Below are 20,575 nucleotides of genomic sequence, written 5' to 3' on the forward strand. Positions count from 1 at the left end.
TTACCCTTCATCCAGGCGCACGGCGTTGCCCGTGCTTCGGTCGCTGGCAGAAAACCCAATTTCTCCGAGCGTATACCACGCGCCAACAGCGATCACTGCAGTCGCCAGAAAGGCCGCATACATGGCTTTCATATCAGTTCTCCCTCTTATCTTCTTCTGATCCGGCACCATTCGATGCGGCTTTCAGAAACGCAACAAGATCTTTGCGGTCTTGCTCTCCCGTGATCCTTTGCATCGGCATCTTTGACCCTGGAATATAGTGATCCGGGCCGATGTCGAACAGGGCATCTATTGTTTCATCCGACCAAATGATGTCTGAGCCGTCTAACGTGTCGGAATAGGGATAGCCCTCGACCGTGCCCGCACGGCGCCCGAAAACCTCGAAAAGTGTTGGACCCGCCTTGCGTGATGGCGGTGGTGTCAAAGCATGACAGATCGAACATTTGCGCATGAATTGCCGCTCTCCGTTGGACATCTCTTCTGGGTCTTTGAGAAAGCTGCGCACCTCCCCACCTGCCGGGTCGAATTCATCCAGAAACGCCACCGGCCAGGCAAAGGCCACGTCCTCGATCCCCCCGGCATAGATCAGCGTGCCGTCAGGTGAGAAATCCAGCGCCCAAACCGGCCCATTGCGCATGGCGCGAAAGTCACGCGCAATTTCCCACGTCGTTGTGTCAATCATCATGATATACCCCAGCCCGTCGCCAGCTGCGAGCGCCTGGGTGTCCTCATGATACGCCATGGACAAGATTGGACGCCGATCAAGCGAGAAGTCCCGCAACGTTTCACCGTTTTCGGGGTCTACGATACGCGTGACGCCGTCCACCGCCCCATAGGCCAACCAGCTTTCGTCAGGAGCGAGGATCATTTTGTTTATCCCAAACCCTTGGTTGACAATGATCCGTGGAACGCCGTCAGGTTCGCTCAAGCGCCAAACCCGGATCGTGCCATCGGCTGACGAGGTGTAAATCCGCTGTCCATCGGCAGAGAACACCACATCGCTTACGCCGGATTGATGACCGGTCAGGAAACGCGGCTCGCTTCCGTCCAGTAGCCAGACGCCAACGCTGCCATCCCAACTGGCTGAGACGACCTGCGTTTTGTCGGGCGATACATCGAGTGCTGCGACCTTGCCTTTGTGCCCCTCAAACCGGCGCTGTGTGCCATCCTCAAGCGACCACAGGATGATATCGAAGTCATCTCCACCAGAAATGGCCCTGGTCTCATCAATGAACTGGACAACCACCACGGCCGCCTCATGCCCCTCTAGCCATCGCGGCGTGCGTTCCGTCCAAAGTCCAACCGAATTGTCAAAACTGGAAGTCGCCACTTGCCCTGTCTCGGGATGCACAGCCAATCCCATAACAGGCCCACCATGACCTTTTAGGGTGGTAAAGTCCTGCGCGGCGAGTGGACCCGCCGCCAGGAACGTTATCAACATCGCCGCCAGAGCGCGCATTTACTCAGCGGGCGTTGCGGCCTTGCCTTCAGAAGGCGCGCCGTCCTTCGACTTCACCTCTTCCAGCCACAGACCATGGTGTTCTTTCGCCCATTGCTCGTCCACTTCGCCTGACCCCATAGCATCATAGGCGCCTTCCATACCGACCGAGCCAATGTAGATATGGCCAATGATGATCGCCATTAGTGCAAAGCTGACGATGGCGTGCCAAAGCTGTGCAAATTGCATTTCTTCATGTGGCGCAAGCTGCTCGGGCAAGACACCGAAACCCAAAAGCTCTGGAAGCCCGGTCTGGTTCAGGATCACGAAAGTTTTGGCAAACATTGGCAGCTCAAACGGAAAGAGCAGAGACAATCCGGAGGCAGAAATGGAACCGCCCAAAAGGATCACAGACCAGAAGATGAACTTCTGCCCGGCGTTGAACTTCTTGGCTGGCGGATGCACGCCTTCGCTGAACAACCCTCCGCCTACTTTGAGCCATTTGAGGTCGGTCTTGTTGGGGATGTTATGCACAACCCAGAACACAAAACACATGATCAGCCCAAGCATGAAGGCCCAACTGATGTTATTGTGAATCCACTTCGACCCGATCGCGATCGTTGAGAACGCCTCATGCCCAAACACCGGAATGATGATTGTACGTCCCGTGAGCACCAGCAATCCAGTTATCCCGAGGATAATAAACGACCCCGCCATCAGCCAGTGCGCAAATCTCTCGATGAATTTGAAGCGTGTCACGGTACGCCCGGTCTTTTCGCCATCAATCATGATCTTACCGCGCACCAAGTAGAACATGGCCAAGACAAAGATCGTACCCACCAAAAGCCAGTTACCATAGGTGGTCAGCGGCCCTTCACGGAACTGAAGCCATTTCATCCCGCCGTCCTGGATAAGAACGCGGGCTTCGGGGCCACCGGACGTCACGGTGACATCCGCGGTGCCGTAGCGCAATGCGCTCCAGACGTCGGAATCTGATGCGCCACCAAGCCCCCCAAGCTGCCCGGCCATCGCCGCAGCACTATCGGGGTCTTCTTCACGCTGGAAATTTTCAACCTTCTCACCGCGCTGTCGCGCCATGATGTCTTCAAGAGTCTGCGCTCCGCCAGTGGCGGAGCGATCCGGTTCTGCAGCCTGCGATGCCTCCTGCGCCGCAACCGGTGCAGCGAGGGGTCCAGCTAGGCCCAAAGCAAGGATAAGTGTGAGCAGAATGCGTGCCATGGTAAGGATCCCTGTCATTCTTGTGACAACGTCTGACGCGCCGTCTTTCAAAGAGGGGCGGCCAAAAGCCGCCCTCCCCCAAGGCTTGTGTCGGGTGCGTGAGACCACGCACCCTGAACCAATTAATCAGCCGTCCGTGTTGCCGTAGGCTGAACCCCAGCCCCAAGCGCCTGAGCCGAAGCCACGGGCAACGACACGCTCGCGATAGATATTCGCGACCACATCGCCGTCCCCGGCCAGCAGGGCTTTGGTCGAGCACATTTCGGCACAAATGGGCAGTTTGCCCTCCGCAATCCGGTTGCGCCCGTACTTGTTGAACTCAGCCTGGCTGTGGTTCTCTTCGGGTCCGCCGGCGCAGAAGGTACATTTGTCCATCTTGCCACGGGATCCAAAGTTGCCCGCCTGCGGGAATTGCGGCGCGCCGAAGGGGCACGCGTAGAAGCAATATCCGCAACCAATACAGAGGTCTTTGGAGTGAAGAACCACCCCTTCCTCGTTCTGGTAGAAACAATCTACCGGGCAAACCGCCATACACGGTGCATCGGAACAATGCATGCAGGCCACCGAGATCGAGCGTTCACCGGGGTTGCCATCTTCGATGGTCACAACCCGACGGCGGTTGATGCCCCAAGGCACCTCATGCTCGTTCTTACATGCGGTCACGCAGGCGTTGCACTCGATGCAGCGTTCGGCGTCACACAGGAATTTAGCTCTAGCCATATCCTATTCTCCTTATGCTGCAGTGATTTTGCAGAGAGTCGCCTTCGTCTCCTGCATTTGGGTCACAGAGTCATAGCCATATGTCTGGGCCGTGTTGGTAGATTCACCCAAGACATAAGGATCGGCACCTTCAGGATACTTGCTCCTTTGGTCCTCACCTTGGAAATGACCACCGAAGTGGAACGGCATGAAGGCCACGCCTTCGCCCACTCTGTTGGTCACCATAGCCATGACTTTGACTTTGCCGCCTTCTGGTCCTTCGACCCAGACCTGCTCGCCATCCCGCACACCAAGGTTATTGGCATCACGCGGGTTCACTTCGACAAACATGTCCTGTTGCAGCTCGGCCAGCCACGGGTTCGAACGGGTTTCATCCCCGCCGCCTTCATACTCGACCAGACGGCCCGACGTCAGGATGATTGGATAATCCTTCGAGAAGTCGTTTTTCTGGATCGACGCATAAAGCGTTGGCAACCGGTAGTCGTGCCGGTCTTCGTAGGTCGGATAATCCGCGACCAGATCGCGCCGGTTCGTATAGAGCGGCTCGCGGTGCAATGGCACCGGATCGGGGAATGTCCACACAACCGCGCGGGCCTTGGCATTGCCAAATGGCGCACAGCCGTGCTTGATGGCCACCCGCTGGATCCCGCCTGATAGGTCGGTTTTCCAGTTGGTGTCCGGTCCGGCCACCGCGTCGATCGCTGCGCGTTCGTCGTCGGTGAGGTCGCCATCCCAGCCCAAGTCCACCAGCATCTGCATGGTGAACTCAGGATAACCATCCTGAATTTCCGATCCCACGGAGGCCACACCTTCTGCCAGAAGGTTGTCGCCATCGCGTTCCACGCCGAAACGTGCACGGAAAGTCAGACCACCTTTGGCCACTGGTTTGGACATATCGTAAAGGTTCGGCGTACCCGGATGGTTCATCTCAGGCGTGCCCCAGCTTGGCCATGGCAGACCGTAGAAATCGCCGTCCGCTGGACCACCCACCGCTTGGAGCGTTGTGCGATCAAACGTGTGCTGGTTCGCCATGTGCATCTTCAGACGCTCTGGTGATTGACCTGTGTAGCCAATGGTCCACATACCACGGTTAATCTCGCGCAGCGTGTCCTCGACATCCGGGGTGATCCCGTCATCCTCAAGCGCAATGTTGCGGAAGATGCGGTCATGGAACCCGAACTTCTTGGAGAAAAGACCGATGATCTCATGATCTGTCTTCGCTTCGAAGAGCGGATCGATCACCTTGTCACGCCACTGCAGCGACCGGTTGGACGCGGTCACGGAGCCACGGGTCTCATACTGTGTCGTTGCCGGGAGCAGATAGCACCCGTCAGTCCGGTCATGCAGCACAGCCGAAACGGTCGGAAACGGATCGATCACGACAAGCATATCGAGCTTTTCCATCGCCGTCTTCATTTCGGTCATCCGGGTCTGAGAGTTGGGCGCATGGCCCCAAAGCACCATGGCCCGAACTTTGTTCGGTTGGTCCATGTTGGCTTCGTCTTCCAGAACACCGTCAATCCAACGGCTGACTGGAATACCTTTCAGGTTCTGCAACGACTTGTCATTGCCTTCCTTGTCCTTGATGGACCCGAAATTGCTGGCAAGCCATTCGGGATCTTCACCCCAAACGCGCGCCCAGTGACCCCAGGCCCCCGCCGACAGGCCGTAGTAGCCTGGAAGCGTATGGCTGAGAACGCCAAGGTCAGTTGCACCCTGCACGTTGTCGTGGCCGCGGAAAATGTTTGTACCACCTCCCGATGTGCCCATGTTGCCCAGCGCAAGCTGAAGCACACAGTATGCACGTGTGTTGTTGTTGCCGCTCGTGTGTTGCGTACCACCCATGCACCAGATCACAGTGCCGGGACGGTTGTTGGCCATGGTGCGCGCAACGCGCTCAAGCTGCGACCCCGGCGTACCAGTGACACGCTCGACCTCTTCGGGCGTCCATTTGGCCACTTCGTCCTTGATCTGGTCCATGCCCCATACGCGGGTGCGGATGAACTCCTGATCTTCCCAGCCATTCTCGAAAATGTGCCACAGAATGCCCCAGATCAGGGCCACGTCCGTCCCAGGACGGAAGCGCACATATTCGTCCGCGTGCGCCGCAGTCCGCGTGTAGCGCGGGTCACACACGATCAAAGGCGCGTTGTTTTGCTCTTTGGCACGCAGAACGTGAAGAAGCGAAACAGGATGCGCCTCGGCAGGGTTACCACCGATGATAAAGATCGCGCGGTTGTTGTGGATGTCGTTGTAGCTGTTGGTCATGGCGCCGTAGCCCCATGTGTTCGCAACACCGGCAACTGTGGTCGAGTGACAAATCCGGGCCTGGTGATCCACGTTGTTTGTGCCGAAATAGGCTGCAAACTTGCGGAACAGGTAGGCCTGTTCATTGTTATGCTTCGCAGACCCGAGCCAGTAGACACTGTCTGCGCCGCTCTCTTCCTTGATGTTCATCATGCCGTCGCCGATCTCGTCGATCGCCTGTTCCCAGCTGATGCGCTTCCACTCACCACCTTCTTTCTTCATCGGGTATTTGAGGCGGCGTTCGCCATGGGCATGTTCACGCACCGCTGCCCCTTTGGCACAATGAGCACCAAGGTTGAACGGGCTGTCCCAGCCAGGCTCTTGCCCGACCCAGACGCCATCGCTCACTTCAGCGATAACCGTGCAACCGACTGAGCAGTGCGTGCATACTGATTTAACTGTCTCTACCGCCGCTGTGGCAGCAGATTGTGCGTTGGCCTGGGTGACAGTGCCCCCCGTTGCGCCAATCGCGGCCAGACCACCAATGGCCAGACCTGATCCGCGCAGGAATGCGCGGCGGTCGACGGATTTCCCGGCAACCTCAGACAGGATACTTGTCCGCTGGGGGCGTCTCGCAACCCCGTTGGTCTTTTTCCTAAGCATGTTTCTCTCCTCCCTGGACCCCTATTTGTTTGGGGCGTGGGTACTAAGTTGTTCCTCCGGACGGTCGGGCCTATCGCTACCAATTGCCGGCGGGTCGGGTGATTTCGTCCAGTTCTAAAACCGGGCGGAATCGAGATATGCGCGCGTGTGCGCGGTGTCCTGCATCTTGTCCGATGACAGGTCAGGCTCGGCGGCTTCTGCCGTCCCTGTGGACACGGCTGTTGCGACCGCGACTGCGGGCGCGCCTGCGGCGGCCATTTTCAGAAAATCGCGGCGGCTGCTGCCATCCTCGGTCTTCTTCGTCATGAGAGTCCTCCTCTCCTTGATGACAGGTTGCCCTGCCGGTTAATGCGGATCACTCCGCGCTCATCCGGAAACCTTCGGTCTCGATCTCCATAAACACCCGGCCGACAGCGCCGACCGAAGCATAGAGAACCGAGTTCTTCGCAGCTTCCAAATCTGTGAAAAAGTGACCGGCCCAGGGGCCGATATGTTTGTTGAAAAACGTCTTTTGCTCGGCAACAGACGCAGGTTTTCCAAAACGTCCTGTGATCAGACTTGCCATCATTTCCATGAGCGACGCGATATTATCTTCAGGTTCATACACATTGGGCGCTCGGGTCATTCCCCGCGCGGCCATATCGCGCCGCAGGGCTGCCAGAGGCTTCTCATTGAGGAACCCAGTCAGATAGTAGCTCGCATAGGGCAGTAGCTCCCCACGCCCCAGACCGATGAAAAGCGCGTTGAACTCGCGCTCAACCGCCGGAGCCTTGGAGTGCTTGGCAATCCGCGACAGTGCCGCCACAGCTGTGCCAAGGTCGGTTTCGGCATCCCCGGACAAGCTCGCGGTTTTGGCCAACAACGCATCTGATGGCGGTGCGGCGAGAAGGACTGCAAGAAAATCGTAGAGGTCAGCACGCAGACGGTCCTCTTCAGCAATCGCGTGATTGGGCTCGCGTGTCTCCATCAGTGCCTCTTGCTTGGTCATGTGGCGCCTCCGGCGTGATCCTCAAAGGAAAAATGCATCCTCCGACGCGGCGCTGGCGCATAGGCCATCTCGTCTGGTTCTTTTTCTTCAAATGTCTGAGGCATGGGGGCTTGCTCAGGGATTTCAGTGGCTGCGACCGGCTCTGCGTCTCCGACGGGCTCTTCGTCCTCTGACGTTTCGCTATCAGCTACCACAGCATCAGGTTCTTCCGCGTCATGCTCTTTTGCCTCTGCCTGACGGGCCAACTCTTCGACATGCGCCAGCATGCCCTTGCCCACTTGATACGCGGTTTGCAGGTTTTCGATCACCTTGGCGCTGTCGGTAAAATCCTCGCCATAATCAAGCAGGCCATCCAAATTGGCTAGCGCCGGATTAGATAACCACAGCTTGCGTAGGGCACGGCGGCGAATACGGTCTGGCACCGCCTTGGACATAAAAGCGCTGAAATCATCACCTTTGCGCATCGTATCGGGGTCTGGCAAGCCGAGCTCTTCCAGCACCTCATCGTCTGTCCTTTCTTCAAGTGCTGAGTGTTCTTCTGCCAGCTTCGCCGCTTCAATCTCTTCGGCTTCAGCCAAGGCTTCCTCAGTCACCTTCGCCCTACGGCGTGACCAGAAATCAGAGCGCGTGTTCATTGCAAACGCTCCTTTCGGATAAGCCCGGGAGACCGATAGATATCAGCAGCTTGCTTGATACGTGGGTCCCCAATGCCATCTTCCTTGCGATCAACCTTCAGCTTGTCGCGGCGGCGTTTCTTGAATTCTTCTTCCTTGTGGTAGGTCATCGCAAAATCGCGAACCCATGCCACCAAACCTTCGGGCATTGGAACCTTCTCAACAATGTCCTCGCCGTTATCGGCATAGTCCTGCGCTTCATAAGGCGAGGCTGTGACCAGAACAGCCTCCAGCGGACAATCATGGTCTGAACTTTCCCGAAAGATCACGTAAACGGAAGGTTCACGTGTCGAAAGACCATGCAGATAGGCTTCGGTTTCGGCGCCATGCAATTCCAAAGTCAGTGTAGCGGCGTGGTACTCGGTCGCGTTATCTTCCGTGCGCAGCACTTTCCAAGACGCTGAACCGGCTCCGGGCAAAACTGCCACGGCTTTCCATGCCCAGGCTGCCCAACGCGTCACACCGGGCGTGCGTCTCATAACAACACCCAGCGGCATGGTCGCGTACATGTCCGGATTGTGGATCATGTGATGTGAAGTCCTCCCGTACTTTCAGCTTGTGAGAAAACCGGAGCACCTCAAAGAAAAAACTGCACGCAATGGTGGACATTTCAATCGATTGGACAATTTGGGTAGTCAGGGGCGCTACCCCCTCCGCTGATGGACAGAATGTCCGAATTCCGCTGGGGTTGTTCAGCAGACCTTGAAAGATGACGGTGATGCGACAAAGAATCACACGCCCGGTAAAAAGCTCGAAACGCGTTTCCATGCCAGAGATCAGGCTCAATATGGCCTTCATCAACGGCGTCGAACGGCGTGGAATGCGCACACAATCATCGCGGCAAACCACCGGCGGGGGGAGCGCCAGTCAAACATGTCTAAAAGACTGATTTTATGCAATTGTTCCGGAACACAAGACATTGACAGTGACGCCCTGTCAGAGGCCACAGGCCTGAGCTGCAGCCGCACGTTTTCTGGCCTTTGCACCACCCAAATGGAAGAGGCCGCCAAAGCCATTGCAACCGGCGATGCAATTCTATGCTGCCAACAGGAACAACGCCTTTTTGAAGAGCTTGCCGCCGAGGTTGAAGTTGATGCCCCCCCGCTCACCGACCTCCGGGACCGGGCGGGCTGGTCCGATGACCCGCGCAGCAAACTGCCCAAAATGGCCGCGCTTTTGGCCGAGGCGGCCCTTTCCATTCCCGCAGAGAAATCTGTTGATGTTGTCTCAGAAGGCATGTGCCTGATCATCGGAGCATCAGATGTCGCGCTAGAGGCCGCTCGGAAGCTGCAAGATGCCCTCAGCGTCACGGTGCTGCTGACAGACGATGCTGACCCGAGCGATGACCGCGGCTTTGACCTCATCAAAGGACAGCTCAAAACGGCACATGGTGCTTTAGGCGCCTTTGAGTTGCGTATCGATGCCCTGCAACAGGTCAACCCCGCAGGTCGTGGTGCACTCACATGGACCGAGCCCAAAGACGGCGCGCGCAGCGAATGTGACATCCTCTTGGACCTTTCAGGCAACACACCGTTGTTCCCTGCTCCACAAAAACGCGAAGGATATCTGCGCGCCGATCCTGGTAGCCTGACGGCCGTCGCCGACGCTGTTTTGGAAGCGTCACAGCTGGTTGGCACCTTCGAAAAGCCACTTTACGTCGCGCTCGAACCCCTCATCTGCGCCCATTCCCGTGCCGAAAAGATTGGATGCAGCAACTGTCTGAATGTTTGCCCCACCGGAGCCATCACACCCGACGGAGACCATGTCGCCATCGACCCGATGATCTGTGCTGGATGTGGAGCGTGTGCGGCTCTCTGCCCGTCCGGCGCAATCACCTATGACGCGCCCAGCCCAAGCACCATGTTCCGCCGTATTCAAACACTGGCCAGTACGTTCCTGTCCACAGGCGGAGAAGCACCCCGCCTTCTCGTGCATGATCAGGATCACGGCCGTCAGATGATTGCCATGGCTGCGCGTTATGGCAACGGCCTGCCCGCTGATGTGATCCCGCTCGACGTCACTGCACTCAGCGGATTTGGCCATGCCGAAATGCTAGCGGCTCTGGCCTCAGGCTTTGCTGAAGTCTCACTCCTTCTGTCACCCACGACAGAACGTGACGCGTTGGATCGCGAAGTGCCCCTGGCGCGTGCGATCGGTGGCGAAGACCGCATCAACGTGTTTGACGTGGCCGATCCCGACATGCTGTGCGAATTGCTCTATGACTTCGCTGCAAAACATGCACCGGTCGAAGAGCCCATCCTGCCCATGGGCAGCCGCCGTCAGGTGGCGCGCCTTGCCGCCAAAGCGCTACACGGTGATCAGAAGGTTCTCCCGCTGCCAGAAGATGCGCCCTATGGTGCCGTTCTGGTGGACACAGACGCCTGCACGCTCTGCCTAAGCTGCGTCTCGCTCTGCCCCTCTGGCGCGTTGGTCGAAAACCCGGACAAACCCGAGCTGAGGTTTCAGGAAGATGCATGTCTGCAATGCGGGCTGTGTTCCAACGTTTGCCCGGAGACCGCCATCACCTACGAGCCACGTCTCAACCTCACCGATGCGGCACTCACACAGGTTGTCCTCAACGAAGAAGAGCCTTTCGAGTGCGTCGAATGCGGCGTGCCCTTCGGCGTGAAATCAACCATCGAGAAGATCACAGAGAAGCTGGCAGGCAAACATTCCATGTTCGGCTCAGACTCCGCCGCACGCATGATCCAGATGTGCGATGACTGCCGCGTGAAAGCGCAGTTTCATTCCAAGGACAATCCCTTCTCGGGCGGCGAGCGCCCGGCAGTCCGTACAACGGATGACTATTTTTCAAAGCGCAGGGATCACTGATGCTCAACAGGCGCGCCAAGATCGGCTGGCGGGACAATCTGAACATAGGCCAGGATCGCTTCGAGATCATCCAAGGTGATCTCGACCGGCACAATCGGCGAGGGCCGGTTGGTCGGGAACGGCGGCGTCACCTCGGCAACCTGCGTGAAGGACGGGTGCGGATTGAGTACGTAAAACGACTGAAATCGAGTATCCCAGTCCTTCATCGCACGCAGGGCGAAGAAACTCGGTGTCGAGCCAATGGTGTTGATCCGCGTGGCTTCATTGACCGCGTGACACCGTCCGCAATGTGTAATCGAGAGATCCTCACCTTTGACGGCGTCTCCATCAAAACTCACCGCCGCCACCTCGACCTCACCTTCGCTGGGCAAAGAATAGGGCGCGACCCCGTCCACCTGGAAACTGGTCACGGTGCGCTGGCCAACCTGAGAGCGCAGCCAATCAGCAAATCGTTGCGCACCTGCATGGTCGGAATTCGCCACACGCAAGCGCCATGTGGCTTTTGGCCCGGTAAACACCCGCGGACCTTCTGCATCTGGCGCAAGGATCAAATCAGCCGCTTCGCCTTCGCCCACAATAGCCAATCGCACACCCGTCTTGAGCGAGAAGCGCGGCAGCACATATTTGAGCAAACCGCTGTCAACAAGGGATTGAGGCGCGCTCAGCCTGACCTCCCCTTCGGCCAAAGCCGTCATCGGAGCGAGACCAAAGAACAGGGCGACAAGGCCCGCGCAAAAGGATAAACACACCTGTCGCATGGCGAGAGGTTAAGAAAACTCAAGCCGCTGCGTCAACGACCTTGAAGAGGAAGAAGAAAATGAACGAAGATTTCAACATGTCGATGCGCAAGTTTCTCAAGCAGGTCGGCGTGACTTCACAACAGGCGATTGAGAACGGGATCCGCGATGCAGGCGATACCGCAGGCAAGGAGTACAAGGCCAAGGTCGTTCTGACCATCGAAGGTCTGGATGTGGAACATGTGGTAACCGGAACGATCAAGGGCGGCGAATAAAGTGGCATTGACACGAGAGAGCGTGCTGGACGCGCTCAAGACGATCAAGGACCCGGTGAGTGGCGATGACATCGTCGCGGCGGGTGTGACACGCGGTTTGAACGTCGAGGGCGCAACTGTGCGCTTCGTGATGGAAATCGACCCGGCCAAGGCGGAACTCTATCAACCCGCACAGGCCGATGCGGAGGCCGCCATCAAGGCGCTTGATCCCAACGCGGTTGTGTCGGCTGTCTTGACAGCGCACTCCGCCAAGTCACCACCGCCCGATCTCAAACCACAGCGCAAAGCAGAACCTCAGGGTCCCCAGCAAGTGCCGGGTGTCAATCACATCGTCGCCATTGCCTCGGGCAAAGGTGGCGTCGGCAAATCCACTGTTTCGGCCAACATCGCTTGCGCGCTCGCCGCCGAAGGGCGCCGCGTGGGCCTTCTGGATGCCGATGTCTATGGTCCGTCCCAACCGCGGATGCTGGGCGTGTCTGGCCGCCCGGCAAGCCCCGATGGCAAAACCATTCTACCCATGCGCAATCACGGTGTGACGATGATGTCATTGGGCCTGATGACCAACGAAGATCAGGCTGTCGTTTGGCGTGGTCCCATGCTCATGGGCGCGCTGCAGCAAATGCTGATGCAGGTGCAATGGGGTGCGCTTGATTGCTTGCTCGTAGATCTGCCCCCCGGCACCGGTGATGTGCAAATGACGCTCGCGCAAAAGGCGCATGTGGATGGCGCCATCATCGTCTCAACGCCTCAGGATGTCGCTCTTCTGGATGCACGAAAAGGCATTGATATGTTTAATCAATTACACGTTCCCATACTTGGAATGATCGAGAACATGTCAACCCATATCTGCTCCAACTGCGGCCACGAAGAACACGTTTTCGGCCATGGCGGCGTTAAGGCCGAGGCGGAAAAGATGGGCGTGCCTCTGCTGGCTGAAGTGCCGCTGCACATAGACATCCGTACGGCCGCCGATGGCGGCGCACCCATCGTGGTCTCCAAACCTCAGGCCGCGCAGTCGCAAGCCTTCCGCGATGTCGCACGCAAGCTGATTGAGATTGGCGTGGCATGAGTGAAGCACCTGCATTCCCGCCCTTAATGCAAGGGCACGCGGTGGATGCCGGGATCGACCCGTTTGAGAAGGCCTGTGCAATGGCCGCGCTTGGCTGTGACGCGGGCACCATTGTCTACAGCGTCGGGGTCAACCGCCTGGCCGGCGCTTTGGTCATGGCCCCCGAAGTGCCGCTGGAAGAGGCAATGGCCATGCTGCCTACCTGCGGTGTCGGCTTCCAAAATGCGCTCGGCGCACTGGCGCCACCCGAAGTGGCGGTGCATCTGGAATGGGCAGGCGGCTTGCGCGTCAACGGGGCGTCCTGTGGTCGTATGCGCGCCATGGCTGGCTCTGATGACCCCAAAGAGATGCCCGGCTGGCTCGTGGTGGGGTTCGAACTCCCATTGGTTCTTCTCAGCGCGGTCCCCGGTGACGACCCTGACCAGACCGCGCTCTACGAGGAAGGCTGCGCAGATGTGGACCCCACCCAGCTTCTGGAAAGCTGGGCCAGACATACACTGGTCTGGATCAACCGCTGGGAAGACGAAGGATCGCGCCCCTTGCACGCCGAATGGCGTGGCCTTGCGCACGCCATGGGCGAAGAGGTCGAGATCAACGGCCAGACCGGCACGTTCCTCGGCGTAGATGAAAATTTCGGGATGCTCCTGCGCTCTGGCGAAACCACAGACCTTGTCCCGCTCAGCTCAGTTCTGGAGTCCCAATCATGAAACTCGCCCGCGCCATCCATTTCGATGAAAGCGACACTCGCGTCTACCACTCTCCGGCGCGCACCGGTGAATGGTGCATCTCTGGCGGTTTTGAGTTTTCCAACTGGGCCGAGGCGGACCTGACCGGCAAACAGCGTCAGGCCTTTTCCAACGGTTGGCTCGGCCTGGAGACCTTCGGGCGTGTGACATTCGTCGCTGTCACCCAGGTCGAAGAGGCAGAACGCGCAACCCTCACAGATGCGCTGGCACAGCATTTTGTCGACATATACGGCGCGCCAGACCTTGACGCGGCCCGCCCTGTCGCCGCCAACGAAATCGCGCAAATGGTCGACCTCTGCGACGATCACGACGCCAACACCCTGCTGACCGTAGCCCGTGAACTCACCGACGCCGGGGTGCGCGAAACCTACCGCGTCATCGACGCTCAGGAAGCCGGTCTCGAACAATTTGCGATCCACGGCTCGCTGGACGAATAAGCTGCTTCTTTCTTGTCAGAAATACCCAAACGCGCGGTCAGCCCCGTAGAATAACGCCCGGATTCATGATCCCTCGCGGGTCCAGCGCCGCTTTGATGGCCCGCATCGCCGATAGCTTGGCCGGATCCCCGTAGCGCTCCAAGTCCTCGACCTTGAGCCGCCCAACGCCATGCTCTGCAGACACCGATCCGCCCATCTGATGCACCAGATCATGCACCGTGCGCTTGACCGCATCACGTTGCGCCACATAGGCGCCCCGCATCTCGCCCATCGGAGCGAAAACATTGTAATGCAAATTTCCATCGCCCAAATGGCCAAAGCAATTCACTCGGTAGGGCCCCAGCGCCGCAATGGCCTCATTGCCACGTGCTATGAAATCTGAAACCACGCTCAGGGGCACTGAGATATCATGACTGCTGACGGACCCAATCCGCCGGTTTGCCTCTGGAATGCTCTCTCGCACTGCCCAAAATGCCTGTCGCTGGGCATCTGACTGCGCAATCAGCCCGTCAGAGGCCAATCCCTTGTCCAACGCCTCTGCAAACAGCGCCTCCAGCGCCCCCGCCGGGTCAAGCCCACGCGCCAGCCCAATGTCGATCAGCACAAACCAGTCGGGCAAATCAGCAAACGGCAAACGCACATCCGGCATCGTCTCATTCAGAAACTCCAGCCCAGTGCGATGCATCAATTCAAAGGCTGAAATGCCCTCACCCAAATGATCCCGCGCCAGCGCCAAAAGAGACAGAGCTGCCTCTGGGCTTGGCACCACCATGAGCGCTGTGCCCTCGGAGGAAGGTTTTGGAAAAAGCTTCAGCGCCGCCGCCGTGATCAGCCCAAGGCTGCCTTCAGAACCGATCAAGAGGTTACGCAGATCATAGCCGCTGTTGTCCTTGCGCAGCCGTTTAAGCCCATGAAAAATCTCACCATTGGGCAAAATCGCCTCAATACCAAGACACAGATCACGCGCATTGCCATAGCGCAGAACATTCAAGCCACCGGCGTTTGTCGCAAGATTGCCGCCGATTTGCGCGCTGCCTTTGGCCGCAATAGTGAGCGGGAACAGCCGATCCACCCCAGACGCGGCATCACGAATGTCCGACAGGATCGCCCCCGCCTCTGCGACCATGACGTTTTCTTCTGGCCAGATCCCACGGACCGCACGCATCCGTTCCAGGCTGAGCAAAACCGGGGCCGGACCTTCCGTCGCAATCTGTCCACCGACAAGCCCCGTGCCGCCACCATAGGGCACCACTGGAACGCGCGCCTCATGCGCCATTCGCACGACCGTCGCCGCCTCTTCCGTAGTCCCGGGTCGCAGCAAAAGTCCCGCCTGTCCCCGCCATCGGCCTCGCGGCTCTTCCAGATAGCCCGGCGTGACTTCACCAAAACATGGGCCTGGCAGCTGCGCGCGCAGCTGCGATACAAACTCAGGTGTCACAGGGTTCAAGGTCATGCAAAGGGCCTAAATCGCACGACCTTCAAGGTCAATCAAAGAGGTTGCGCAACCCGCGACCCAGCTCTTTCTTGAGCGCATCTTCTGCGGCATCCTCAAGCGACTGGCCGTCTTCGCGGTCGAGACCGAGCTCTTTCTCAAGCGTGCGTTCCAACTCTTGCTTGGCTTTCTCTTCCAGCTCTTTCTTCTCTGCGGCAAGGTTCAAATCGATGGCCTTCTCCAGATCAGGCTGGATACGGATATTTGACCAGGGTCCACGCAGTCGCACAGGGATTGCCAGCCCACGGCCATCTCCGCTGTCGAGTAAGATCGGTGTGAAAGTGTAGTCAATATCGCGCGCACCCAATCCAACACGACCCTCACCGCTCGCCGACGCCTGCGGCAAGCGCATGCTCAGATCATTGTTAAACATGTTCCCGTTTTCCATTCGGAAAGTTGCCGACATGGTATCAAACACAGTGGTTCCGCCACCGGGCTGCCCGCCACGCATGATCCGGTCCAAATCAAAGCCCGAAATCACCCCGCGCGCCATGCTCACCGCACCATCGCCGGAAAGCGAATTCATGATTGCATGCACAGATGCTCCAGAGCCGAGAAACGACACATTACCATTGGCATTGCCTGACAGTCTTGAAACGTCCATCGCATCCGTGAGGAAACGCTCAAGATCGATACCATTGGCTGTCATCGTACCGCCCACCGACAGACCCGAACGATTGTTCATGACAAATTCGCCGGTGATTAGCCCAGCATAGGCCTGCACTTCACGCAGTTGAAACACCAGGCGTGACCGATCGAGCGACGCCAGTGTCCGCGTCTTTCCGAGCTTGAAGTCGCCTAGATCAATGCTGTCCGCCACAAGGGCAAATTCACCATCCACAGCGCCCAGACCTGAGGCGTTGATGGGTGATTTGGACCATACGCTGGAGGCATCAGAGCTTGCTGATGAGCCGCTTCCAGAGCTTTCATTGTTCGCGCTGCTCAACCCGGTCAAGTCCAGCGCACCAGCGTTCAGTTGAACATTCAGCCGCGGTTTTGCGCCAGACATATCGACATCCGCCGCCCCGGTGAACGCGTTTCCGTCCAATTGCAACCGCGTGTCTCGCAACGACAAGCGTCGCTCATTCGTAAACGTGATAGACGTATCAAGCTTGGCCGCACGTCCAAGCCCGCGCGGAATCTCCATCGGGCCAAGGCCCAATGCCACCATCAAGGCCGAGGTGTCTTTCGCATCTGCCGAAAAGGTTCCGGCAAACTCGGGCGTGGACCCTGCTTTCCCTGTAAAATTCGCCGTTCCCGCCGATGTGCTTACAGTCGCGACAACATCCGATACACCCCCCGAGATAAAGTGCCCCACACTTTCAAGCTTACCCGTAACGCTGACGCGTTCGCCCGCTGGCTGAAGTCCAAGTTCAAACTCCGCGGCACCCTCATAGTCCGGCCAGCGCAGGTCAAAATCCACACCGGATTGCTGCGTCGTGGTGCCGTTCAATTCATCAACAAAGCTGAAAGACGCATTTTGAATCAAGGCCCTGTCCAGGGTGAGGGCAAGCCGTGATGACCGCGCAGGCGCACCATCATCCGATTGCCCCGATGGCGCCACACCCTCGACACCCAATTCCCAGTTCACCCGGCCGTTTTTGTCGCGTCGCAAGTTGATCTGTGGGCCAATCGCCTCGAGCCCGGTAATGCGAATATCTCCGCCAAAGAGCGCCTGCGGCTCCACACCGATCTTCAAGCTCTCGGCCTGAAACATGGGCGTATCCCCAGCCCAATCCGCGTTGGCCACGGTCACAGCACCTGTGCTAATCCCCAAAACTGGATAGAAACTGACGGTCGTGTCACCGGTCATTGTGACCTGCCGCCCGGTCATGTTGCTAATCTGGTCAGCGGCGATCTTGGCAATCCGGTCACCCGGAAGCAGAAAAACCGACACCACTGCAAGCAAGGCCACGACAATCAAAAGCCCCAAAAGACGGACAATCCAACGCATACTGCTCTCCTTGATTGATCTTAACTTAAGAACCACACAATCCCGCAACAACAGTTTTTCGGCTTTTGATCACATTGGCGTGCCGCTATATCGCGGATCATGTCACCGAACCCGCCCAACCTAAGACCGGATCTGGCGCAGCCGCGCATCAAGCCTGAGCAACGCGGCGACCAGCCTGTGATCGGCATGGTCTCGCTGGGGTGTCCAAAAGCGTTGGTGGACAGCGAACGCATCCTGACTCGGCTCCGCGCTGAAGGTTATGGCATTTCACCCGACTATACCGGTGCGGACGCCGTGATCGTGAACACCTGCGGGTTCCTCGATTCCGCCAAGGCCGAAAGCCTGGATGCCATCGGCGAGGCACTGCGCGAAAATGGTAGGGTGATCGTAACAGGCTGTTTGGGCGCCGAAGAAGACTACATCACCGGCGCGCATCCCAGCGTTCTGGCTGTGACCGGTCCGCACCAATACGAACAGGTTCTGGATGCCGTGCACCAGGCCGTTCCACCAAAACCCAACCCGTTTGTGGACCTGCTGCCCGAAACCGGTGTCAAACTGACACCGCGGCACTATTCGTACCTCAAGATTTCCGAGGGGTGTAACCACAAATGCAAGTTCTGCATCATCCCCGACATGCGGGGCAAACTGGCCTCTCGGCCCGGCCACGCCGTCCTGCGCGAAGCCACGGCGTTGGTCGAAAACGGGGTACGCGAACTTTTGGTAATCTCCCAAGATACAAGTGCTTACGGGTTGGACCGAAAGTATGACGTGAACAGCTGGAACGATGTCGAACTGCGCAGTCACATCGTCGATCTGTCCAGAGAGCTCGGCAAACTCGGTGCATGGATCCGCCTGCACTATGTCTATCCCTACCCACATGTGCGCGAGTTGATCCCGCTCATGGCCGACCCTGACAATGGCCTCCTGCCCTATCTCGACATTCCGTTTCAACACGCCCATCCTGACACATTGAAACGCATGGCGCGTCCTGCCGCCGGCACCAAAACCCTAGACGAAATCACCGCCTGGCGCACCATTTGTCCCGACATCACCATCCGCTCGACCTTTATCGTGGGATATCCTGGAGAAACCGAGGAAGAATTCCAGACTCTTCTCGATTGGCTGCAAGAAGCACAGCTCGATCGCGTCGGGTGTTTTCAATATGAAAACGTTGAAGGCGCGCGCGCCAACGACTTGCCAGATCATGTGCCCGAAGAGGTCATGCAAGACCGCTGGGAGCGATTTATGCAAACGGCTCAGGCTATTTCTGTGGATAAGCTGACCGCAAAGGTTGGAACGCAGCAAGAGGTCATCGTCGACGACATTGACGAAGATGGCATTGCCACCTGCCGGACGAAGGCCGATGCGCCTGAAATCGATGGCTGTCTCTTCATAGATGAAAATACCGAGAGCCTGTCGGTCGGTGACATTGTCACCGTCGAGGTGGACGAGGCTGGCGATTACGATCTTTGGGGCCGGTTGATCCGCTGACGTGTCATCACCCACGTTTTTTCAATACATTTCAGAACAACACCAAACCGTCATTGCATGTTTCGGTTTTGTAATGATTCACACCGCTGCGTGCAGTCATGTTTCCAACGGTTGAAAGTGATGCCCGGAACTCCGAGGTCATGGCCAGACACAACAATCCGCACACCGCGGTATACATAGGAAACGGACAATGACCGACATTACAACACCCACATCCCGCGGATGGGCCCTGCCTTCCATCTCCGTCAACACTCTCATGCTGATCCTGCTCGGCGGGGCCGCTGGCACTCTGGCTTTTGACATCTTTGGCCGCGCCATTTCACCGATCCTTGGTTTTGCCTCTTTGGCACCCGTAGGCCTGGCACGCGGATTTCTCGGCGCGCTCGACCTTCCGAACGGCGCAGCTTACGGCCACCTGATGCACCTCTTCTTGGTCGGCACACTGGCCTATCCAATCGGCTGGCTCTTCGTGGCGCGCCCGGTGTTGGCGCGCGTGATGCCCAGCTTGCACTGGCTGCCCGCCTCGGTCGCGTATGGCATCGGACTTTGGGTGTTTGCCATTGGCGGCATTGCCACATTCGCAGGCAACGCGCCCTTCCTGAACTTCACTCAAATCACATGGGTCGCGCTGGTGGGTCACGTTCTCTACGCCATCATTGCTGCTGCAACAATCGCCTTTCTGGAGCGCCTTCAGAACGCCCGCTGATAGCAAACCAGCAACGCGCAGGCCCAGTCCCTCCGGCCTGCGCGTTGCTAAATGGTTAAAATATTGTGTTAAACTCAATCCAACAAGCGAGAAAGGCTCAACAAATTTGCGACATTTCTTTGCCATGCTGAAGCCGGGAAGGACGGCTTAGTTCTATGACGGAGGTTCGCCAGATGTCTTATCCGGACTACACGCGCGCTGAACGCATTGCTGATGGCATCGTACATGTGATTGGTGTCACTGCCGCCCTGGCCGGCGTGGTTTTGGTGTTTTTCTATGGCCTGGACCGGTTGAGTTTCGGCATGGTCATTGCCATGACCATCTATTGTGTCGCATTGGTTTTCATGCTCGGTGCCTCGGCGGCTTATCACATGGCGGCCCATACGCCCGCCCGGCCCTGGCTGCGACGACTGGATCATGCGGCCATCTACCTCAAAATCGCGGGAACCTTGACGCCGCTGGGCGTTCTGCTTGGCGACATCTTTGCGTATAGCATACTGGCGCTCATCTGGCTTTTGGCGCTCAAGGGGGCAGTCAACAAACTGCGCGCGGCACCGGGTGAAATGACCACAGAGTGGGTGCCGCAGGTGGCGTTAGGTTGGCTTGGGCTGGCCTTGATCATACCTCTCAGCCGCGCTTTGCCGGAGTTGAGCCTGAATCTGATTATCGCCGGGGGTATCATCTACACCTCGGCTGTGGTGTTCTACTGCTGGGAAAACCTGCGCTACGCCAACGCGATCTGGCACGCCTTTGTGTTGATCGCAACAACCTGTTGTTTTCTGGGAATTTCCGGCGCTATGGCTGGTCCGGTTTGAGCTTTGGCAAGGAGATTTCGCAAATCTGAAAACCCTGCCAAGCAACACTGTA

20 protein-coding genes are annotated in these 20,575 nt (G+C 57.9%); 8 read left to right on the forward strand and 12 right to left on the reverse strand.

Translation table 11 applies throughout. The annotated features are described in order from the left end of the window. From RZ517_RS15215 to RZ517_RS15255, 9 genes are all read right to left on the reverse strand, one after another. A complete protein-coding gene (locus RZ517_RS15215; RefSeq protein ID WP_338549010.1) occupies positions 1–132 on the reverse strand; it encodes a hypothetical protein in 132 nt (43 codons plus the stop codon). A 1-nt stretch (position 133) separates the two neighbouring features. Further along, complete coding sequence (locus RZ517_RS15220; protein ID WP_338549011.1) at positions 134–1,459, reverse strand: c-type cytochrome; 1,326 nt, start codon at positions 1,457–1,459, stop codon at positions 134–136. Continuing rightward, complete coding sequence (locus RZ517_RS15225) at positions 1,460–2,677, reverse strand: formate dehydrogenase subunit gamma (protein WP_338549012.1); 1,218 nt, start codon at positions 2,675–2,677, stop codon at positions 1,460–1,462. It lies immediately after the preceding gene. A gap of 126 nt (positions 2,678–2,803) precedes the next feature. Further along, positions 2,804–3,397 (reverse strand): formate dehydrogenase FDH3 subunit beta, encoded by a 594-nt coding sequence (gene fdh3B / locus RZ517_RS15230; RefSeq protein WP_317057142.1) that lies wholly within the window; start codon positions 3,395–3,397, stop codon positions 2,804–2,806. Between the two features lie 12 nt (positions 3,398–3,409). Next, entirely contained in the window at positions 3,410–6,307 is a 2,898-nt protein-coding gene (locus RZ517_RS15235) for a formate dehydrogenase subunit alpha (RefSeq protein WP_338549013.1), read from the reverse strand. A gap of 114 nt (positions 6,308–6,421) precedes the next feature. Then, positions 6,422–6,613 (reverse strand): ubiquinol-cytochrome c reductase iron-sulfur subunit N-terminal domain-containing protein, encoded by a 192-nt coding sequence (locus RZ517_RS15240; protein WP_338549014.1) that lies wholly within the window; start codon positions 6,611–6,613, stop codon positions 6,422–6,424. A gap of 49 nt (positions 6,614–6,662) precedes the next feature. Beyond that, on the reverse strand, positions 6,663–7,295 hold the full coding sequence (locus tag RZ517_RS15245; protein WP_338549015.1) for a TorD/DmsD family molecular chaperone: 633 nt from the start codon (positions 7,293–7,295) through the stop codon (positions 6,663–6,665). Further along, the gene (locus RZ517_RS15250; protein WP_338549016.1) at positions 7,292–7,930 is read right to left on the reverse strand and encodes a DUF3306 domain-containing protein; all 639 of its coding nucleotides are present in this window, start codon (positions 7,928–7,930) and stop codon (positions 7,292–7,294) included. The genes RZ517_RS15245 and RZ517_RS15250 overlap by 4 nt, the downstream gene beginning before the upstream one ends. Further along, positions 7,927–8,496, reverse strand: a complete 570-nt coding sequence (locus tag RZ517_RS15255; protein ID WP_317057137.1) for a DUF3305 domain-containing protein — start codon at positions 8,494–8,496, stop codon at positions 7,927–7,929. The genes RZ517_RS15250 and RZ517_RS15255 overlap by 4 nt, the downstream gene beginning before the upstream one ends. A 346-nt stretch (positions 8,497–8,842) precedes the next feature. Between RZ517_RS15255 and RZ517_RS15260 the strand changes: the two genes are divergently transcribed. Next, positions 8,843–10,801: a 4Fe-4S binding protein gene (locus RZ517_RS15260; protein WP_338549017.1), complete on the forward strand. Its 1,959-nt coding sequence runs from the start codon at positions 8,843–8,845 to the stop codon at positions 10,799–10,801. Here RZ517_RS15260 and RZ517_RS15265 read toward each other — a convergent pair. After that, positions 10,795–11,496 (reverse strand): hypothetical protein, encoded by a 702-nt coding sequence (locus RZ517_RS15265; RefSeq protein ID WP_338549018.1) that lies wholly within the window; start codon positions 11,494–11,496, stop codon positions 10,795–10,797. The genes RZ517_RS15260 and RZ517_RS15265 overlap by 7 nt on opposite strands. A 122-nt stretch (positions 11,497–11,618) precedes the next feature. On the opposite strand from RZ517_RS15265, the gene RZ517_RS15270 reads away from it, so the two are divergent. The 4 genes from RZ517_RS15270 to RZ517_RS15285 are packed head-to-tail and all read left to right on the forward strand — an operon-like array spanning position 11,619 to position 14,065. Then, positions 11,619–11,813: a DUF6494 family protein gene (locus RZ517_RS15270; RefSeq protein ID WP_317057135.1), complete on the forward strand. Its 195-nt coding sequence runs from the start codon at positions 11,619–11,621 to the stop codon at positions 11,811–11,813. Position 11,814: 1 nt separating this feature from the next. Beyond that, positions 11,815–12,882, forward strand: a complete 1,068-nt coding sequence (locus RZ517_RS15275) for an Mrp/NBP35 family ATP-binding protein (RefSeq protein WP_338549019.1) — start codon at positions 11,815–11,817, stop codon at positions 12,880–12,882. Beyond that, on the forward strand, positions 12,879–13,589 hold the full coding sequence (locus tag RZ517_RS15280) for a biotin/lipoate--protein ligase family protein (RefSeq protein ID WP_317057133.1): 711 nt from the start codon (positions 12,879–12,881) through the stop codon (positions 13,587–13,589). The genes RZ517_RS15275 and RZ517_RS15280 overlap by 4 nt, the downstream gene beginning before the upstream one ends. Further along, on the forward strand, positions 13,586–14,065 hold the full coding sequence (locus RZ517_RS15285; RefSeq protein WP_317057132.1) for a DUF6505 family protein: 480 nt from the start codon (positions 13,586–13,588) through the stop codon (positions 14,063–14,065). Before RZ517_RS15280 ends, RZ517_RS15285 begins: the two co-directional genes overlap by 4 nt. A 37-nt stretch (positions 14,066–14,102) precedes the next feature. Here RZ517_RS15285 and RZ517_RS15290 read toward each other — a convergent pair whose 3' ends face one another. Both RZ517_RS15290 and RZ517_RS15295 read right to left on the reverse strand, forming a co-directional pair. Next, the gene (locus tag RZ517_RS15290) at positions 14,103–15,518 is read right to left on the reverse strand and encodes an FAD-binding oxidoreductase (RefSeq protein ID WP_338549020.1); all 1,416 of its coding nucleotides are present in this window, start codon (positions 15,516–15,518) and stop codon (positions 14,103–14,105) included. A 31-nt stretch (positions 15,519–15,549) separates the two neighbouring features. Further along, positions 15,550–17,511 (reverse strand): AsmA family protein, encoded by a 1,962-nt coding sequence (locus RZ517_RS15295; RefSeq protein WP_338549021.1) that lies wholly within the window; start codon positions 17,509–17,511, stop codon positions 15,550–15,552. Between the two features lie 99 nt (positions 17,512–17,610). On the opposite strand from RZ517_RS15295, the gene rimO reads away from it, so the two are divergent. The 3 genes from rimO to trhA all read left to right on the forward strand — a co-directional run bounded on the left by rimO (position 17,611) and on the right by trhA (position 20,523). Continuing rightward, positions 17,611–19,002 carry a 30S ribosomal protein S12 methylthiotransferase RimO gene (gene rimO, locus RZ517_RS15300; protein WP_338549022.1) on the forward strand — a complete coding sequence of 464 codons (1,392 nt, stop codon included), beginning with the start codon at positions 17,611–17,613 and terminating at the stop codon, positions 19,000–19,002. Between the two features lie 190 nt (positions 19,003–19,192). Next, the gene (locus tag RZ517_RS15305) at positions 19,193–19,708 is read left to right on the forward strand and encodes a hypothetical protein (protein ID WP_338549023.1); all 516 of its coding nucleotides are present in this window, start codon (positions 19,193–19,195) and stop codon (positions 19,706–19,708) included. A gap of 155 nt (positions 19,709–19,863) precedes the next feature. Then, the gene (gene trhA, locus RZ517_RS15310; protein WP_338549024.1) at positions 19,864–20,523 is read left to right on the forward strand and encodes a PAQR family membrane homeostasis protein TrhA; all 660 of its coding nucleotides are present in this window, start codon (positions 19,864–19,866) and stop codon (positions 20,521–20,523) included. Positions 20,524–20,575: the final 52 nt, after the last annotated feature.

This window comes from Roseovarius sp. S88, from assembly GCF_037023735.1.
In the GTDB taxonomy this organism is placed as follows: Bacteria; Pseudomonadota; Alphaproteobacteria; order Rhodobacterales; family Rhodobacteraceae; genus Roseovarius; species Roseovarius phycicola.

What these genes read in the sequence shown, in the direction of transcription:
- RZ517_RS15260 (WP_338549017.1), top strand. Translation starts at nt 8,843, where the DNA reads ATGTCTAAAAGACTGATTTTATGCAATTGTTCCGGAACACAAGACATT.
- RZ517_RS15215 (WP_338549010.1), bottom strand. Translation starts at nt 132, where the DNA reads ATGAAAGCCATGTATGCGGCCTTTCTGGCGACTGCAGTGATCGCTGTT.
- RZ517_RS15240 (WP_338549014.1), bottom strand. Translation starts at nt 6,613, where the DNA reads ATGACGAAGAAGACCGAGGATGGCAGCAGCCGCCGCGATTTTCTGAAA.
- RZ517_RS15270 (WP_317057135.1), top strand. Translation starts at nt 11,619, where the DNA reads ATGAACGAAGATTTCAACATGTCGATGCGCAAGTTTCTCAAGCAGGTC.
- RZ517_RS15225 (WP_338549012.1), bottom strand. Translation starts at nt 2,677, where the DNA reads ATGGCACGCATTCTGCTCACACTTATCCTTGCTTTGGGCCTAGCTGGA.
- RZ517_RS15250 (WP_338549016.1), bottom strand. Translation starts at nt 7,930, where the DNA reads ATGAACACGCGCTCTGATTTCTGGTCACGCCGTAGGGCGAAGGTGACT.
- rimO (WP_338549022.1), top strand. Translation starts at nt 17,611, where the DNA reads ATGTCACCGAACCCGCCCAACCTAAGACCGGATCTGGCGCAGCCGCGC.
- RZ517_RS15305 (WP_338549023.1), top strand. Translation starts at nt 19,193, where the DNA reads ATGACCGACATTACAACACCCACATCCCGCGGATGGGCCCTGCCTTCC.
- RZ517_RS15280 (WP_317057133.1), top strand. Translation starts at nt 12,879, where the DNA reads ATGAGTGAAGCACCTGCATTCCCGCCCTTAATGCAAGGGCACGCGGTG.
- fdh3B (WP_317057142.1), bottom strand. Translation starts at nt 3,397, where the DNA reads ATGGCTAGAGCTAAATTCCTGTGTGACGCCGAACGCTGCATCGAGTGC.
- RZ517_RS15245 (WP_338549015.1), bottom strand. Translation starts at nt 7,295, where the DNA reads ATGACCAAGCAAGAGGCACTGATGGAGACACGCGAGCCCAATCACGCG.
- RZ517_RS15255 (WP_317057137.1), bottom strand. Translation starts at nt 8,496, where the DNA reads ATGATCCACAATCCGGACATGTACGCGACCATGCCGCTGGGTGTTGTT.
- RZ517_RS15220 (WP_338549011.1), bottom strand. Translation starts at nt 1,459, where the DNA reads ATGCGCGCTCTGGCGGCGATGTTGATAACGTTCCTGGCGGCGGGTCCA.
- RZ517_RS15295 (WP_338549021.1), bottom strand. Translation starts at nt 17,511, where the DNA reads ATGCGTTGGATTGTCCGTCTTTTGGGGCTTTTGATTGTCGTGGCCTTG.
- RZ517_RS15290 (WP_338549020.1), bottom strand. Translation starts at nt 15,518, where the DNA reads ATGACCTTGAACCCTGTGACACCTGAGTTTGTATCGCAGCTGCGCGCG.
- RZ517_RS15265 (WP_338549018.1), bottom strand. Translation starts at nt 11,496, where the DNA reads ATGACGGCTTTGGCCGAAGGGGAGGTCAGGCTGAGCGCGCCTCAATCC.
- RZ517_RS15235 (WP_338549013.1), bottom strand. Translation starts at nt 6,307, where the DNA reads ATGCTTAGGAAAAAGACCAACGGGGTTGCGAGACGCCCCCAGCGGACA.
- RZ517_RS15285 (WP_317057132.1), top strand. Translation starts at nt 13,586, where the DNA reads ATGAAACTCGCCCGCGCCATCCATTTCGATGAAAGCGACACTCGCGTC.
- trhA (WP_338549024.1), top strand. Translation starts at nt 19,864, where the DNA reads ATGACGGAGGTTCGCCAGATGTCTTATCCGGACTACACGCGCGCTGAA.